This is a genomic window from Bacillus sp. LR_5, from assembly GCF_042709275.1.
The window spans coordinates 1-16,198 of record NZ_JAVAXX010000143.1 but is presented as its reverse complement, the minus strand read 5'-3'; the positions used below and the strand labels follow the sequence as shown (position 1 = coordinate 16,198).

18 protein-coding genes are annotated in these 16,198 nt (G+C 38.7%); 9 read left to right on the top strand and 9 right to left on the bottom strand.

Annotation, left to right across the window (positions count from 1 at the left end; genetic code table 11):
• The first annotated feature begins 98 nt into the window (after positions 1–98).
• Positions 99–509: an Lrp/AsnC family transcriptional regulator gene (locus tag RAC86_RS23145; protein ID WP_072565793.1), complete on the top strand. Its 411-nt coding sequence runs from the start codon at positions 99–101 to the stop codon at positions 507–509.
• 153 nt (positions 510–662) lie between these two features.
• Here the strand turns inward: RAC86_RS23145 and RAC86_RS23140 are convergent, their stop codons facing one another.
• Complete coding sequence (locus RAC86_RS23140) at positions 663–1,526, bottom strand: DMT family transporter (protein ID WP_072565794.1); 864 nt, start codon at positions 1,524–1,526, stop codon at positions 663–665.
• A 161-nt stretch (positions 1,527–1,687) separates the two neighbouring features.
• Between RAC86_RS23140 and pdxR the strand changes: the two genes are divergently transcribed.
• Both pdxR and RAC86_RS23130 read left to right on the top strand, forming a co-directional pair.
• Positions 1,688–3,079, top strand: coding sequence for a MocR-like pyridoxine biosynthesis transcription factor PdxR (gene pdxR, locus RAC86_RS23135; protein WP_072183270.1), 1,392 nt, complete (start codon positions 1,688–1,690; stop codon positions 3,077–3,079).
• A gap of 267 nt (positions 3,080–3,346) precedes the next feature.
• The gene (locus RAC86_RS23130) at positions 3,347–3,772 is read left to right on the top strand and encodes a MaoC family dehydratase (RefSeq protein WP_072183269.1); all 426 of its coding nucleotides are present in this window, start codon (positions 3,347–3,349) and stop codon (positions 3,770–3,772) included.
• Between the two features lie 52 nt (positions 3,773–3,824).
• On the opposite strand, the gene RAC86_RS23125 is transcribed toward RAC86_RS23130, so the two are convergent.
• Both RAC86_RS23125 and RAC86_RS23120 read right to left on the bottom strand, forming a co-directional pair.
• Complete coding sequence (locus RAC86_RS23125) at positions 3,825–4,397, bottom strand: alpha/beta hydrolase (RefSeq protein WP_072183268.1); 573 nt, start codon at positions 4,395–4,397, stop codon at positions 3,825–3,827.
• A gap of 83 nt (positions 4,398–4,480) precedes the next feature.
• Positions 4,481–4,810 carry a winged helix-turn-helix transcriptional regulator gene (locus RAC86_RS23120; protein WP_072183267.1) on the bottom strand — a complete coding sequence of 110 codons (330 nt, stop codon included), beginning with the start codon at positions 4,808–4,810 and terminating at the stop codon, positions 4,481–4,483.
• 254 nt (positions 4,811–5,064) lie between these two features.
• Here RAC86_RS23120 and RAC86_RS23115 point away from each other — a divergent pair, with 254 nt between their 5' ends.
• Positions 5,065–5,937 carry a YitT family protein gene (locus tag RAC86_RS23115; RefSeq protein WP_014112786.1) on the top strand — a complete coding sequence of 291 codons (873 nt, stop codon included), beginning with the start codon at positions 5,065–5,067 and terminating at the stop codon, positions 5,935–5,937.
• 178 nt (positions 5,938–6,115) lie between these two features.
• Here the strand turns inward: RAC86_RS23115 and RAC86_RS23110 are convergent, their stop codons facing one another.
• Positions 6,116–6,502, bottom strand: coding sequence for a winged helix-turn-helix transcriptional regulator (locus RAC86_RS23110; protein ID WP_041520865.1), 387 nt, complete (start codon positions 6,500–6,502; stop codon positions 6,116–6,118).
• A 109-nt stretch (positions 6,503–6,611) separates the two neighbouring features.
• Here RAC86_RS23110 and RAC86_RS23105 point away from each other — a divergent pair, with 109 nt between their 5' ends.
• The 5 genes from RAC86_RS23105 to RAC86_RS23085 all read left to right on the top strand — a co-directional run bounded on the left by RAC86_RS23105 (position 6,612) and on the right by RAC86_RS23085 (position 10,621).
• The gene (locus RAC86_RS23105; RefSeq protein ID WP_072565795.1) at positions 6,612–7,208 is read left to right on the top strand and encodes an NAD(P)H-dependent oxidoreductase; all 597 of its coding nucleotides are present in this window, start codon (positions 6,612–6,614) and stop codon (positions 7,206–7,208) included.
• A 346-nt stretch (positions 7,209–7,554) separates the two neighbouring features.
• Entirely contained in the window at positions 7,555–7,869 is a 315-nt protein-coding gene (locus RAC86_RS23100) for a metal-responsive transcriptional regulator AseR (RefSeq protein ID WP_061186304.1), read from the top strand.
• 12 nt (positions 7,870–7,881) lie between these two features.
• Positions 7,882–9,189, top strand: a complete 1,308-nt coding sequence (locus RAC86_RS23095) for an arsenical efflux pump membrane protein ArsB (protein WP_014112791.1) — start codon at positions 7,882–7,884, stop codon at positions 9,187–9,189.
• A 15-nt stretch (positions 9,190–9,204) separates the two neighbouring features.
• Positions 9,205–9,624, top strand: a complete 420-nt coding sequence (gene arsC, locus RAC86_RS23090; protein WP_014112792.1) for an arsenate reductase (thioredoxin) — start codon at positions 9,205–9,207, stop codon at positions 9,622–9,624.
• A 217-nt stretch (positions 9,625–9,841) separates the two neighbouring features.
• Positions 9,842–10,621 carry a GNAT family N-acetyltransferase gene (locus tag RAC86_RS23085; protein ID WP_014112793.1) on the top strand — a complete coding sequence of 260 codons (780 nt, stop codon included), beginning with the start codon at positions 9,842–9,844 and terminating at the stop codon, positions 10,619–10,621.
• Between the two features lie 76 nt (positions 10,622–10,697).
• Here the strand turns inward: RAC86_RS23085 and RAC86_RS23080 are convergent, their stop codons facing one another.
• The 5 genes from RAC86_RS23080 to RAC86_RS23060 form a co-directional block, all read right to left on the bottom strand.
• Positions 10,698–11,585 carry an LCP family glycopolymer transferase gene (locus RAC86_RS23080; RefSeq protein WP_080490479.1) on the bottom strand — a complete coding sequence of 296 codons (888 nt, stop codon included), beginning with the start codon at positions 11,583–11,585 and terminating at the stop codon, positions 10,698–10,700.
• Between the two features lie 212 nt (positions 11,586–11,797).
• Positions 11,798–12,628 carry a polysaccharide deacetylase family protein gene (locus tag RAC86_RS23075; RefSeq protein WP_061186274.1) on the bottom strand — a complete coding sequence of 277 codons (831 nt, stop codon included), beginning with the start codon at positions 12,626–12,628 and terminating at the stop codon, positions 11,798–11,800.
• 248 nt (positions 12,629–12,876) lie between these two features.
• Positions 12,877–14,010: a WD40 repeat domain-containing protein gene (locus RAC86_RS23070; RefSeq protein WP_072565797.1), complete on the bottom strand. Its 1,134-nt coding sequence runs from the start codon at positions 14,008–14,010 to the stop codon at positions 12,877–12,879.
• Entirely contained in the window at positions 14,007–15,458 is a 1,452-nt protein-coding gene (locus RAC86_RS23065) for a sensor histidine kinase (RefSeq protein ID WP_072565798.1), read from the bottom strand. The genes RAC86_RS23070 and RAC86_RS23065 overlap by 4 nt, the downstream gene beginning before the upstream one ends.
• 3 nt (positions 15,459–15,461) lie before the next feature.
• Positions 15,462–16,163, bottom strand: a complete 702-nt coding sequence (locus RAC86_RS23060; protein WP_041521135.1) for a response regulator transcription factor — start codon at positions 16,161–16,163, stop codon at positions 15,462–15,464.
• Between the last annotated feature and the right edge of the window lie 35 nt (positions 16,164–16,198).

Genomic DNA, 16,198 nt, shown 5'->3' with positions numbered 1-16,198 from the left:
AAACGAATTTTTAAAGTAATGTGCAGGACTGCACCTTTTTAGAGAGAGGATGAACAGGAGGATTTTATTCTTAACGAATATGGAAGGGATTTGATCTCATGTTGGATCACACAGACATGCAAATATTAGAAGAGTTATCTAAAAATAGCCGTATTACGATGAAAGAATTAGGAGAAAAAGTTCATTTAACAGGGCAAGCAGCAGCCTCGAGGGTTGCAAAATTAGAAGACAACGGTGTGATTGAGGGATATACAATTAAAGTGAACCAAGTGAAATTAGGGTGTTATATACATGCTTTGCTTAATATCTATACAAAAAGCACCCATCATCATCCATATCTGTCATTTATCAAAACACAAGAGAAATTTGTAATCAATAATTATAAAATTAGCGGCGATGGCTGTTATCTGCTTGAATGCAGATTTCCGTCTAATGAAATGTTAGATCAATTTTTAGTAGAATTAAACAAGCATGTCAATTATAAATTATCGATTGTGATTAACAAGTAGAGAGACCTTGTACTGTATTGAGGGCTAGTGGACAATTAACCCATGAGGTTCAAGTCTTCTCGGCCGCATGAAAAATACCAAGGGCTGCGGCCCTTGGTATTTTTCATACCTTCATTTATTTTTACTCATCGGCCTTTTTTAAAATGGCCTGCCTTACTTTGCAAATCGCCGAGCAGCAGCCACGCACATGATAACGGCGATATTCACTGCCACGAGCGCCCAGCCCACTTTCTCGTGCAGAATCACTGAGGCAAGCAGCAGTCCAAAGAAAGGCTGGAGAAGCTGCAGCTGACCAACCGCCGCAATTCCGCCTTGGGCGAGACCTCGATACCAGAACACGAAGCCGATCAGCATGCTGAATAAGGACACATAGCCAAGACTGAGCAGCGCAGGAACGCCGATGCCTGACCATGAGTCCGGTGTAAAAAAGAACGACAAAGGCAGCATAAGAGGAAGCGACAGAACGAGTGCCCAAGAGATCACCTGCCAATTCCCCAGACGCCGTGAAAGCCTAGCCCCTTCTGCATAACCAAGACCGCATACGACGATAGAAGCCAGCATGTACGCGTCGCCGAGCGGGGATGATCCTCCCCCTTGGATCAGAGCGAACCCTGCGACTAGTAAGCTGCCAGCAGCTGAGAAAATCCAGAAGACTGGGCGGGGGCGTTCGCCTCCGCGCAGTACACCGAAAATCGCCGTCGCGAGCGGAAGAAGCCCAACGAAGACAATGGCATGTGCGGATGTGACATACTGAAGCGCTAAGGCTGTCAGCAACGGGAAACCGATTACCACGCCGAATGCTACCACCAATAGTGAAATGATGTCTCTTTTGGCAGGATGCTGCTGCCGGAAGATGAGTAGGAGACATCCAGCCAATACACCAGCTATCGCAGCGCGGCATACGGTGAGGAACAATGGGTTGAAGTCCGTCACCGCCAAGCGGGTTGCAGGCAGCGAGCCGCTGAAAATGAGTACGCCTATAAAACCATTTATCCAGCCATTTGTTGTTTTGTTCATGACAATCACTCCAAATATGTTTCTTTTCATTCACTATTGATCTGAATTTTCTTAACAAACAAGGTATCTAAGAATTACAATGACTATAAACTGGAATTGACCTTTTATAAACAGCCAGTTTTCATAAAAAAATGCATACCAGTTAGGAGAACAATGTGTAAATGGATATCACGCCTTTTTTGAATAGAAATCTGGATATTCCGCTTTATCAGCAGCTTTATCGCTATTTCAAAGAAAACATGCATCAGGGGCGTATTCAAAAAGGAATGAAGCTCCCTTCCAAAAGACTCCTGGCGAGTCAGCTTTCCATCAGTCAAACGACTGTAGAACGTGCCTATGAACAGCTTGCTGCTGAGGGCTATATCATAAGCAAGCCAAGAAGCGGATGGTTTGCTGATTATCATGATTCTGACTTTGCCTATCGTAAAATGCCAAGCGCATCACCAAGTGAAGAAAAAGCCCAAGAACATAAACAATGGATTGATTTTCACTATGGAAATGTAGATTCTTCTTACTTCCCTTTTTCTGCATGGCGAAGAAGCATGGTCAATAGTTTAGACCAATATGGCCACGAGCTTTATCGGCCGGGACATGTTTTAGGAGAGTTTGAGCTAAGAACACTCATTGCAGAGTACCTGTATCAATCACGCGGTGTTCATTGTGCCCCTGAACAAGTCATCATAGGTGCCGGGAACCCTATTCTTCTGCAAATCTTGTGCCAGGTTTTTGAGCCGAATATTTTCATAGGATATGAGGATCCAGGTTATCCAAGAGCACGCAAGATTTTTGAAGCCAATCGTATGAGTATTCTTCCTATACCAGTTGATAATGAAGGAATCTGTATACAGAAGATCAAAGAGCAGCAGCCAAACCTTGTATATGTCACGCCTTCTCACCAATTTACGCTGGGAACCATTATGACGATTAACAGAAGAATTGAACTGCTCAAATGGGCGGCTGAAAATCAATCTTTTATCATAGAGGATGATTATGATGGGGAATTTAGATACACAGGACAGCCGGTTCCTTCCTTACAAGGGCTAGATCAGCATAACCGTGTCATTTATATGGGCACTTTTTCCAAGTCTCTTCTTCCCTCGCTGCGCATCAGCTATATGATTCTTCCTTCGCCTCTTTTAAAAAAAGGCCATGAAATCACGTCATTATATAAGCAAACGGTATCCTGCCACAGTCAGCTCACGCTAGCTGACTTTATAAAAAATGGAGAGTGGCAAAAACACATCAACAGAATGAGAAAGCTTTACCGTAAAAAAAGAGCCATTTTACTTGAAACTGTGCAAAGAGAATTAGGGGAGCATGTCAGAATTCGCGGAGAAAACTCTGGACTTCGCATTTTACTTGACGTTTATTTGCCATTTAGTGAAAAAGAGTTAATTGAGAAGGCAAAGGAACATGGAGTAAAAATTTATCCTGTATCTCTTTCCTATAAAGACCATCCTCCTACAAAAACGGTCTCACTTGGATTTGCAGGGGTTTCTGAATTCAACATACAGGAAGGCATAAAAAAACTGAAAGCTGCCTGGAAGATATGAGGGTGCTTTCAGGTTAGATTATAAAATAAAATACTCTGATATTCGAAAGGATAGCGGTTTCTCTGGTTGTGAAATATTGTCTCATGCAATTGATCCATCTTTTTCTTTCTCTTTTTTATTGTGAATAAATACTTCTTATAACCTTACGTCTTCATGAAACGCTTTGGAGGATAGGGAGATGAAAAAATTCCGGAGCGATTTTTTTATTAACTGTTTTGGCAGTGCTAAAATAAACAAGTACATAATTGACAAAATAGAGGTGTAAGGATGAAATTAGATGAGTTTACAATTGGTCAGGTATTCAAAACGAAATCACTAAAAGTAACAAAAGATGATATTATGCGGTTTGCGGGTGAATTTGATCCTCAGTATATGCATTTAGATGAAGAAAAAGCGAAAAAAGGCAGATTTAATGGAATTATCGCTTCCGGAATACAGACGCTGGGCATTTCTTTTAAACTTTGGATTGAAGAAGGTCTCTATGGAGACGATGTGATTGCCGGGACAGAAATGAATAACATTAAATTTATAAAACCCGTATATCCTGATGATGAACTGCACACAATTGTTGAGGTTCTTGATAAGCAGCCAAAGAGAAATGAATTGGGAATACTCACTGTATTGTTATCTACTTATAATCAAAAAGAAGAAAAAGTATTTGAAGGTGAGTTATCTGTATTGATGAAACAATAACTCAGAAAGCCCGTTTTTCGCGGGCTCGAGTGAAGCAGATGGGTGAAAGATTTTAGCGAGTTTCTTTTGAAAAATAAGAGGTTAAAACATCATAAACAATAGGCAAAGAAGTAAACCCTTCATTTTCTAGAAAATGGCCCCCGTGCTGGACTTCGTACAACGCAGCGTCAATTTGTTGTGCCAGATCCTTGCTCCATGAAAATGGAACAATTTGGTCGTCCTTAGAAGCAATGACAGCACGGTGCTTCGCGGACTCGATGATTTTTTGATGATCAAACGATCCCTGTGTAAATTCATCTAACATCTTTAAAGTGGGCAATGATTTGGCAAAGCCGGAAACAAGTATGATTCCGCCAAGTTGTTTTCGTAATTGAATATGTTCCAAAAATCTCAAAATGGCGGGGCACCCTAAGCTGTGCGCAACCAAATACGTATTTTCATGTAAAGTGTGTTGATAAAAAGAGAGTGTATCCAGCCAATCCTCAAGTCTTGGCTGGAGCGGATTAGGCATGTTTAAAATGTCTGCTTGGACCCCATCTGCGAGCAGACGTTTTTTCAGCCAAGGGAACCAATGATTTGTTGAAGAGGCTCTGTAGCCATGAATGATATAGACTTGTTTTGTCATTTTTTCCTCCTAACGAAGTATTTTCATTCAGTATAAAATTCCCCTCATTGGGAAACAAGTACGCACTTTTTTGTAAGTAGCTTTTACATATGAGGCATTCCTTGTGCTATTCCCCACTTACACATTTCATCTATGAGGGGATACAAAGACAGCCCTCTGTCAGATAACGAATACTCTACTTTCAGTGGGATTTGAGAAACCTCAGACCGATGAATAAGGCCGTCAGTTTGCAATTCCTTAAGTTGTGCGCTTAACATTTTATGTGTGATGAAAGGCATAGCCCTTTTCAGCTCGCCGTATCTCATCGTTTTTTCACACCCTAACTCATAGAGAATTCTCATTTTCCATTTGCCCCCTATAAGAGATAAGGTGTATTCAAATGGGGCTTGTTTACTGCGGCACAGGCTATTCATTGTAATCAAACCTCCTTTTTTAAGTATCATATCAGAATAAATTAGGATTTTCGGTGTTGAAGTTTGAGGGCGATTCACGATCTGAACTGAAAGGGCCGCTTGCTCAACAGGCGGCACTGCACATGAATGTTCTAAGTCAAAGAGGGGTTACCTTACTGTTAATTAATTTATTTAAAAAAACGCATGTTTTTAGCTGAAAATATCTCTTATGGTATATTTAAATATAACGAAATATTTGAGAAATGAGGAATGGTATGAATAGAATCGAAAAACATAAGAAATTTAAAGTGAAAAAGATACTGCAAGTCATCATGGTCATTATTGGAGGAATCATAGCGGCATATGGATTAGAAACAGTTTTGATTCCGAACAGTGTCTCTGATGGAGGGGTGACAGGCCTCAGCATTGTTGGTTCACAGCTATTCAATTTGCCGCTGGGGATTCTTATTGCTGTCATTAACATTCCGTTTGTTTGGTTAGGATATAAGCAAATTGGGAAAAGCTTTGCGTTATTATCAATTATCGGAATCATATCACTCGCCGCGGGGACAAGCTTTTTCCACCACACACCCGCTATTATAGAGGGAGATACTTTGTTAATCACCGTTGTTGGCGGGATTATCCTTGGATTCGGAATGGGGTTGGCGCTGCGTAATGGCGGCGCATTAGATGGGATTGATATGCTTGCTGTGCTGCTATCCCGAAAACTGCCATTTGGAACGAGCGATCTCATTTTATTCTTAAACCTTTTTGTGTTTATTTTTGTTTCCACTGTATTTGGCTTGAAAGGGGCATTGCTTTCAGTCATTGCTTACTACATTGCATCGAAAGTCATACATGTCGTTGAGGAAGGCTTAAGCGGTTCTAAAATGTTTCAAATTATTACAACCCAACCTGAATTGATGGTAGAGACCATACGTGATCAATTAGGCCGAAGCGCCACATATAAAGAAGCTTACGGGGGTTTTTCCCACGAGAAATTTAAAGAAATCACATGTGTCATCAACCGCTTAGAAGAAACCAAACTAAAGGAAATTATTAATGATATTGATAAAACTGCCTTTGTTACCGTATATGACGTAGCTGAAGTGAAGGGCAGCAATTTTAGAAAGCTTAATAATCATTAGAAAAAAGAATGACCTTTTTAACGGTAGCCCTCTTTGCCACCATACGTTTAGACATGCCGCCAATGATATAATCAAAAACGCTTTATTGAGGTCTTGCGGATGAATAATCGGTGAGGGTCTCAATCATAGAAATACCAAGGGTTTTAACGCCCTTGGTATTTTTTGCATTTTGCTGAATTTAGATTTCTTCTTCAGCTTTACGTGTTGTTTCAATTTTATTGATTCTGTCTCTGTACTTTTCTCCCCAGTCTTTCATGTGCAGGATAACAGGTTCTAACGTTCTTCCAAACTCGGTTAAAGAGTATTCCACTTTTGGAGGGACCTGTTTATAAACCTCGCGGTGAATCACGCCATCCCGTTCCAATTCCCTTAATTGTAGAGTAAGCATGCGTTGGGTAATTTTAGGATATAATCTTCGGAATTCATTAAACCTCTTTTTACCGTCAATGAGATGATAAAGGAGAATGCCTTTCCACTTACCCCCGATGATATCTAATGTTGTCTCCACGGGGCATCCTTCAAAGTCATCCGAAGAATAATCAATACCAAGTTTTCTATTTCTCAAGCTGTTCACTCCTAATAGTATACTTTTTGATACTATATACAATCAATGTGCGTACTTTTTATATCTTAATATACATCATATAATGATTCACATCAAAGGAAAGAAAGGAATGGATGATATGAAAACATTAGTACTCGTTGTACATCCGAACATCGAATCCTCTCGTATAAATAAAAAGTGGAAAGAAGCGGTTTTAAGTGAACCGGATGTAACTGTTCATGATCTCTATGAAAAATATCGCAATCAACCGATTGATGTGGAATTTGAACAACAGCAGCTTCTTGCCCATGACCGTATTGTTTTTCAGTTTCCGTTATATTGGTACAGCAGTCCCCCGCTGTTAAAACAGTGGTTTGATGAAGTGTTTACTTTTGGCTGGGCTCATGGCCCTGGCGGAACGAAATTGAATGGAAAAGAGTGGGTGACTGCCATGTCTATTGGTTCACCTGAACATTCTTATCAAGCCGGAGGATATAACTTATTTTCAATAAGCGAACTGACAAAGCCGTTCCAAGCATCTGCCAATTTAGTAGGCATGACTTATCTGCCTTCCTTTGCTGAATATCGCGCTAATCGAATCAGTGACCAAGAAATCGCCGAAAGTGCGAATCGCTATGTAAAGCATATAACAAATATAGAATTAAACCCTAAGGTTCGCCTGCAAAGGTATTTAAAGCAACTGGAGAGTGTTGATTTAAAATCATGATGTAATGTGTGAAAAATTATCGGAAATCCTGTTCTCATCAGACAGGATTTTTTCTTGTTTTGCAAACTGCCTTAGTTTATACATAAGGGAAATGAATGAAAGAGGCTATATGCAGCTTTTATAATGACGAAAGGTATGCAAAGTGAGGATTCTCATCATGAGATGTGACATTAAGCAAATCAATTTTATTTAATGTTTCAAATATAAGTTATTGTTTATATAAACAATAACTTATATAATGTCGGAGTGATATAAATAATGAATTGGCTCTTTATAATGATTTAATTATATTGTTTTGGAAGGAGGAGTTCATTTGGCTGTTGATACAAAAATAGGAGTTGCCACGATGACCCGCTGTTTAAAAACACTTAGTGATCAAACAAGGCTTATGATGATGAAATTATTTCTTGAAAAAGAATATTGTGTCTGTCAATTGGTTGATATGTTTGAAATGAGTCAGCCTGCCATAAGCCAGCATTTGCGAAAATTAAAAAATGCAGGATTTGTAAATGAGGACAGAAGAGGGCAATGGCGCTATTATTCAATAAATAGTTCATGTCCTGAGTTTGATACATTGCAATTTGTTTTACTTCAAATCGATCAGGAGGACAAATTGTTAAAGCAGATCAAACAAAAGGAAACTCAAACGTGTTGCCAGTAAGGAGGCATTAGATTGACTTCAGTGATTTTGGCGTTATTGATATTTTTAGTAACTTTGGTTTTGGTCATATGGCAACCGAGAAACTTGTCTATTGGGTGGTCAGCCTGTGGAGGAGCTGTTTTAGCTCTAATAGCCGGAGTTGTCAATTTTCATGATGTATTAACTGTGACAGGGATTGTGTGGAACGCGACATTGGCATTTGTGGCAATTATTATTATATCGTTAATCCTTGATAATATCGGTTTCTTTGAATGGGCAGCGCTTCATATGGCTAAGGCTGCAAAAGGAAACGGTGTGCGGATGTTCATATATGTATCTATATTAGGAGCTATCGTCGCCGCATTATTTGCAAATGACGGTGCGGCTCTTATAATGACACCAATTGTACTAGCGATGGTCAGAGCATTACATTTCAATGAAAAATTAGTTTTTCCTTTTATCATAGCCAGCGGGTTTATTGCAGATACGACTTCGCTTCCATTAGTAGTGAGCAATTTGGTCAACATCGTTTCAGCAGACTATTTTCATATTACGTTTATTGATTATGCATCCAGAATGATTGTCCCCAACTTGTTTTCGCTACTGGCGAGTATCATTGTACTTTACCTTTTCTTTAGAAAAAGCATACCCAAACGTTATGATCTGACTGAGGTTAAAAAACCTGAAGAAGCCATAAAAGATCAAAACATGTTCAAGCTATCATGGTATATCTTGGGGCTGCTGATAGTTGGATATTTTGCCAGTGAATTTTTCTCTATTCCTGTATCAGTTGTAGCAGGTATCATTGCAATCTTTTTCTTAGTTGCTGCGCAAAAGAGCCCAGCCGTTCAAACAAAGAAAGTACTGAAAGGAGCGCCGTGGGCTATCGTGTTCTTTTCAATTGGCATGTACGTTGTTGTGTACGGTGTCCGTAATGCTGGATTGACAGATGTCCTTTCAGATGTAATTCAAGCCGTGGCTGATCAAGGGATGTTCGCAGGTACAATTGGAATGGGCTTTATCGCGGCGATTCTTTCTTCCATTATGAATAACTTGCCGACTGTCATGATTGATGCACTGGCTATTGCCGGCACAGATACGCATGGGATGATGAGAGAAGCGCTCATATATGCAAATGTCATTGGTTCAGATTTAGGACCTAAAATAACGCCGATTGGTTCCTTGGCGACATTATTATGGCTTCATGTCCTTTCACAAAAAGGTGTGAAGATTTCCTGGGGCACGTATTTTAAAACAGGAATCATTTTGACAGTCCCAACATTATTTATTACACTTGTCGGCCTGTATCTTTGGCTGATGATCATCCATTCATGTTTCTAAAAGGAGAAGATAAACATGTCAAAGAAAACAATCTACTTTTTATGCACCGGAAACTCTTGCCGCAGTCAAATGGCTGAAGGGTGGGGGAAAAAGTACCTTGGTGATAAGTGGAACGTGTACAGCGCAGGAATCGAGGCTCATGGATTAAACCCTAATGCTGTCAAAGCAATGAAAGAAGCGGGGATTGATATTTCCAATCAAACTTCAGATAAAATTGATCCGAACATTTTAAACAATGCTGATTTAGTTATTACTCTCTGTGGTGATGCAGCTGACAAGTGCCCAATGACACCGCCGAATGTAAAACGCGAGCACTGGGGATTTGATGATCCGGCAAAAGCACAAGGAACAGACGAAGAAAAATGGGCATTTTTCCAAAGAGTGCGTGATGAAATTGGAGACCGCTTAAAACAGTTTGCTGAAACTGGGGAATAATTAATAGATATACTCAGCTTTTTCTTTGGTTTATATAAGTTCAATGTGTTGTTCAACAGGTGTCTGCGGGCTAATGCAGACACCTGTTTTTGGTTTAACTTATCTGTGATCCGTGAACTGCCTGCTTAAAAGGGAAGTTATTTAGCTTGTGACAGAGGAAAATTGATTTTGTTAACAGAATCATGAAGGAGACGCTGTTTTTAAAGGAGTTGTCAGTTTGCAGGAATTAACAAAAGAAAAATATAACGGCTTAAAAACATTGTTTGATGAAACATTTTGCCCAACATTTGTCTATTCAATATTAGAACAAACCATTCCGGGAGTTGTTTATGTAGATGACCAAACATTCCCTAGATCGTTTTTAATAGGGACTGAATCAGGAATTTATTTTATTGCAGGAAACCAAGGGAATCGAGCTTTTAATGAGTTCATTGCAGGATATTATGAAGAGCAAGCGAGATCCACAAAACGATTTACCTTGTTTTCTTCTAACGATACATGGGATAGAGTAATGAACACAATACTGAAAGACGATTTGAATCAAATGAAAAGAGTGGCATTTTCTTATCAGCAAAAACCTTCTAAAACAGATATGGTTCCAAAGGGGCTTGAACTGAAAAGAATAGATGAAGACGTCATTTCAAACAGCACAGAATTTAACAGAGCTTATTATGAGGAGTATTGGGATTCTGTCTCACATTTTTCATCAAAAGGCTTTGGGTTTGCCGTATTACATGGCAATCATGTTGTGAGTGAGTGTACCTCTATATTTTTAGGACATAATCGTGCGGAAATGGATATCTATACACTTGAAGAATATAGAGGTATGGGTTTAGCTTATTGCGTAGCAAGCGAATTTATAGAATTTTGTCTGAAGAACGGGATTATTCCTAGCTGGGATTGTGATGTTTGCAACAATGCGTCCATTACATTGGCAGCTAAATTAGGCTTTAAGCCAGTAAGCGAATACTCTATTTTTTATTCCGGGAAATCGTAAAACATTGATCTAAAAAAGAGAGAAGAGATAAGAACTCTTCTCAATATCTGAATAAGCGGTTATGAATACATTTATTTTAAGATTCTAGATTTAATTGCTGGCGAAGTTTTTTGGATAAGTCCTTTCTCGTTTCATCAGTTACAACATGATACCATAAGTGATCTATTTTTTTATCCTCACCTTTTATTTCGATCTGTTTCACATGTTGAACGGCTTCTTTATAAGAACGTTGAATATCGATCATTTTATCAAGTGTTAAGTTTGTTTGAATATTTTTTTCTAAGGCAGTCAAAATTCCTTGATAGTTTTTTAGTGATTTTAATTGTGCGCCTTCGTGAATAATTTCATTAATAATTTCACGCTGCCGCTGCTGGCGCCCAAAATCACCGCGGGGATCTTCTTTTCTCATCCGTGCATATGTAAGAGCAACCTTTCCATCAAGGTGCTGTTCCCCTTTTGGTATATGCACTCCTTCAAGGGTGAAAGGGAAATCATTATGCACTGTTATTCCGCCAATGGCATCTACAATATCTTTAAAACCTTCCATATTTACTTTGATATAGTAATTGATTGGAATGTTTAAAAATTGTTCGACGGTTTGAACGGTACCTTCAATTCCCTCGTAAGTATATGCTGAGTTCATTTTAATATTGGTATTCTTTGATCGCATAAATACCCTGGTATCACGCGGTATACTTACCATTGTCGATGTTTTCGTCTCTGGATTTACCGTCAGAACGATCATCGAATCAGGGCGTCCCTTATCACCGGGACGCTCATCTATTCCCAGCAAAAGAATGGATATAGGGTCATGCCCGATATCAGCATCTTGTTGCTTGGAATCTTTATCTAGAGGTTCATACATATGATTGACTGATTTTGCTACGTTGCGGTAAATACTGTAGCAAGTCAGGCCTCCAATGGTTAACAAGAGGGCTAGAATAAACAATATAATAGTATGCATTTTCAGTTTCCTTCTCCCGATTTTCACTATCATAATCCTTTCTAAACAATTGGTAGATTCTAATACAAATTGTTATGCACTGTATCTTATGCTTCGTATCTCAGATATTTTTGGAATGAAATTGTGGTATACAGGTTAACGGTTCTCTCATAAATAATTCCTTTATCTCCGTGATATTTTTTAGTTCATATAAGATACTTTAGACTTTTACTTCAATTGAATCTGAATTGTACCGGCTTTATTGAATCATGGATTGCTTTCATGTCGTAGCCGCTTTCGCGGAAATATTTTAATAATTCTTCTAGATATGCCGCAGTAGTCGGTTTTTCATGCATTAATACAACAAGCGGCTCTTTCCCTACAAGATTGTTTACTTGTTGAATTGTATTTTTTACAAATTCGCCGTGAGTGTATTTCCAGTCTTCTGAATCAACTGTCCAATCCCATAGATTAAAATGATCACGCTTAACAACTTCTCTAAATGGGCCGGTAATGTAAGGCTTTGACCCGTAAGGTGCTCGTATCAAATGTGTGTTGACTTTGGTTGTATCTTTGATATAGTCCAGCGTATCGTTCATTTCTGTCGCAAAGCTTTCAGGGGATTTATAGATTTCGGAAACCTGATGCGTCACGCCGTGAGACCCAACAGAGTGACCGCTTTCTACCATTTTTCTCACAAGAGCAGGATTTCGCTCGATATTAGGTTTTAACATGAAAAACGTTCCTTTAGCATTGTATTTATGGAGCAAATCCATAATTTTCTCTGATGCAGCAGGGTTTGGTCCGTCATCAAATGTTAAATAGACCACCTTTCCGATTTCAGGTGATGTTTTTTGTTCCTCCTTTTTCTGTGCTGTATTTTTGTTCTTATCTTTGTGCATTTGCTCAGAAGTAGCGGCACTTTCTTTTATTGGTTCCTGCTTTGGACCAGCAAGTGCTTTCCAAGAAATGCATAATAAAGTGACACCTAGAATAATCAATATCCCAAAACCTATTTTGCCTATTTGATTTAATTTACGGTCCCTTCTTGGTGAATTTGACACTTTTTCCAACTCCTCAATTGTAAATATCAAAACTAGTCACATAGATAAGAATGAAACTTTGGAAACAAAGTTTGATAGTAATGATGCTCTTTTACTATAAATAGAAGATATCGCAGAAGTTTGATCAACTTGTAAACAAAATGTCAAAAAAAGCAGGAATACTGCAGCGGGACTTTTTCATTCTCTTGCTGACACAATAAAAAAACCTTATTTCCGTATTCAACAGAAATAAGGTTTTAAACCATAGATTATTTAAATGTAATGATATAAGAGTGAGCGTCAAAAAATCGCACTGATGAATTTTCTATTGAGGCATACTGATTCTGGTTATAAACGAGCAGGTTGCTGCCATCAGGACTCCAATATATTTCTGATGGATTGGGGCCATGGTATATTGGTTCTGCGTACAGGATATTTTTCCCTTGCAGTTTTCCTGCATACGTATTGTCCTTATCAGATAAAGAGTAAGCGATTTTCTTTCGGTCGTTTGAGATCTTGAAAACAGCTACATTTTCGAGCAGGACAGAAAGCTCATTGTTTCTGAGATCGTATTCGTATAAGGTTTCTCCGGTACCTAAAAATACAAATTTGTCATTGTTTAACCAAACAGGCCCGTCATAGCTATTCTGCCGCTTGTTCTGAATGGTGATGCCATCACCGCTAATGGTCCCCGTCATAATGCGATATTGTTGCCCGTGTAACATCGTAAACAGCAAACTGCGTCCATTATCAGAAATTGCCGCTGCTGTAGGCGACTCTTTGTCATCAAGATTCTTCAATGGATACGTTTTGAGAGTTCCAGAATCTATATGAAATACATTGACCGCAGTCTGGCCATTTTTCGCAGGATCAATGACAAGATAACAAATGTATTTTCCATTATTTGACCATGAAACATCTTGTACATAGGCATCCTTGCTAGGAAAGCTGGCTATTTCCTTTTTGTTTCTGTTCGTCAATGACATCAGATTTAATGTTGTCTTATCCGATGACATCGTTAATCCGACGATACTTTTCCCGTCGGGAGACATCTTTAGGTTAGCAGTATTGCTTTCGATGCTCTTCAGGGTTTCAGGTTTTTCAAAGGGGAAGGGAAGACGCTGAAGATGATGCGCTTCACGTTCAGTTGAGTCATTTCCTTTGAAAAAACCAACTATAGCGTTCGATGAAGACCATCCAAGCAACTGGTCAGCTTTGGGGAGGCGATATATCTTCTTCACTTGAAAGGAGCCGGACTTCTGATCATCCTCACTCTGATTTTCTTCCTTGTTTGGAATGATAATGGTCTCCGATCTTTTTCCCATATTATAACTGGATACAAAAATCACGAAAATCAGTAGAATTCCTAATAAAATAATAAACTGTTTGTTCTTCATGATCATTTCTCAACCTTCATGTAAGCTAGTTCAATCGTGATTATTGTATGGTTTTCTTTGTAGAACATCTGGATTGTTCCCCGATGTTCCTCAACAATTGTTTTCACTATGCTTAAACCCAAGCCTAAACTTCCTTCTTCCGTGACCTTTTGGTTAATCGAATAAAAAGGCTGAAACACTTTAGTGTATTGGGTGTCATCATATGGATCACTTGGATTCTTGAATATAAAAAGAACCTGATCTCCAACAGCTTTAGCCTTAATCATGATTTTTGAATTTGATAAACTGTATTTGATTGCATTGTCCAGAAGATTAATAAAAAGTTGGCGCAGTCTATTCGTTTGGCCATACACATAGAGGCCTTCGTCCATTTCACAGATGATCTTTTTGTTATATCGTTCTGCACGAAATTTCATAGATTCGCATACATCTTTCAAAATTGTTCCTGCATCGATCCTATTGAAATGACGATCTTTAGATGTTTCTCGAGATACCTCAAGAAGTTTTATGACCAAATTGTGCAGACGCCGGCTTTCTTCAACAATATGATTCATTCCTTTATTAAAAAACTTCGGATCTGATTCCCCTTTTTCTTTTATGATTTCCGCATAGCCTTGAATAGAAGTCAAAGGTGTTTTCAGCTCATGGGTCATATTGTCAAAAAAACGTTTTTCCTGCTCGTTAAGTTCCTTCAACCGATCCCGATCTTTTTCGATGGTTGAAATTTGATCTCGAATTCTGGTAATCATATCATTGAAATTAATAGTAAGCTGGCCAATTTCATCTTTTCTAGGAAAGTGGATATCCACATCCAGCTTTCCTTTTTTGACTTCTGAGGTAGCCTCTGTCAGCTTGACGATTGGTATCGTGATATGTCTGGAAAGTATATAAGAGAAAAGGAACGCCGCCACAAATATCGCAAGGGCGATATAAAAAATAATATTTAAAATCTCTCCACTTTGTTTGTAAAGCAGATTAAAATCTTTAGAAAAGCGTAATATGCCAACTTTTGCACCATCAATGACAACTGGATAAGAGAAAAATACCTGTGCTTTATTTCGATCATAGGTGATGTGATAAGCATTTTTTCCGTTAATCGCTTTTTCTAGGTCCTCATCAATACCTTGCGAAAACACCGTTTTATTAGAAGAAGACAACAAATTGCCATCCACGCTATAAACACCTACATTGCTTCCGGTTGAATGAGTTAAACTTTCCACTATTTCATCAGCCATATCGCCGAAGTATAGTTCATTGTTTTTATAATGATTGATTAAAAACGCTTGGTTGATATACACGATACTGTTTTTTTTCAACTCTATTAAATCTGAGGTCACAATTTTTTCATTACTTGACCTAATGACGCTCTTGACCGTTTGATTGAGCACAAGGAAAGAGAGAGAGAAAATCAGAAAAAAACCAATAATGAATTTACCCTTGATGGTCCGTAACACTCTCTACTCCTCCTGCTTCTCACATTTATATCCGATGCCAAATACTGTTTTAATCAAGTCACTTGCATTCAGTTTTTTACGGAGTCTTTGAATATGAGTATCTACCGTACGTGTATCCCCGGCAAAATCATATCCCCAGATAAATTCCAACAGCTCTGAACGTGTAAAGATTTTCCCCCGATGGTCAATCAACGTCTTAAGCAGATCGAATTCTTTAGGAGTCAAATCAACAATGATCCCGTCTTTTTTTACTATTCTTTCGTCTGGGATGATCACAATATTTTTAAACTGAATAGGTTCCTCATTAGACGTTCCTCGATCATGAACGTGGTTAGCTTGTTCAAGACGCCTAAGTATCGTACGAATTCTAGCAATAACCTCGCGTAAGTCAAATGGCTTTGTAATATAATCATCGGCCCCAAATTCCAACCCAAGTACTTTATCGGTGATGTCTGACTTTGCGGTGATCATAAGGATAGGGATATTATAGCGATGGGTCACTATTTTACAGATATCCAATCCGCTGCAATCTGGCAGCATCCAATCGAGCAGCAGAAGATCGGGTTTGAATTGATCTAGCTGTTTCAACCCTAAAGCGCCGTTAGCCTCAGTACACGTTTGAAAACCTTCCTGCGCAAGCCCGTATGAAAGTAGATCAGCTATTGCTTCGTCATCTTCAATAATAAGTATTTTAGTTTTATCCATCATTTCATTCATTCCCTATTTCATGATTATATTGA